Genomic DNA, 279 nt, shown 5'->3' with positions numbered 1-279 from the left:
ACGATGCGGATGATCGGATCGGTGCTGTGCAGGTTGTTCGTCAAGGCTGCTCCTGGATGGGTGGGTGGGTCAGTGGACGACGGAGACGAGTGCCGCGGTGGCGTAGACGGCGACGGTCGCGGCGGTCGTCAGGAGCCCGACGCGGACCAGCTGGTACTTGCGCACCGCGATCCGGGTCAGGACGGTCAGTTCCGCCGCGAGGGCGTCGGGACGCTCGGCCCGGTCGACCAGGTCGAGGACCTGGGCCGGGGTCGCGTCGGCGAGTTCGGTCCACGGGCC

The 279-nt window shown here is 70.6% G+C and carries 1 protein-coding gene; it reads right to left on the bottom strand.

Annotation, left to right across the window (positions count from 1 at the left end; genetic code table 11):
• Nucleotides 1–69 precede the first annotated feature (69 nt).
• The coding region (locus GT354_RS49135) for a hypothetical protein (RefSeq protein ID WP_161364649.1) at nucleotides 70–279 on the bottom strand (210 nt) is incomplete at its 5' end.

Source organism: Streptomyces sp. SID3343 (assembly GCF_009865215.1).
GTDB lineage: Bacteria > Actinomycetota > Actinomycetes > Streptomycetales > Streptomycetaceae > Embleya.
This window is presented reverse-complemented; position numbering and strand designations above follow the sequence as displayed.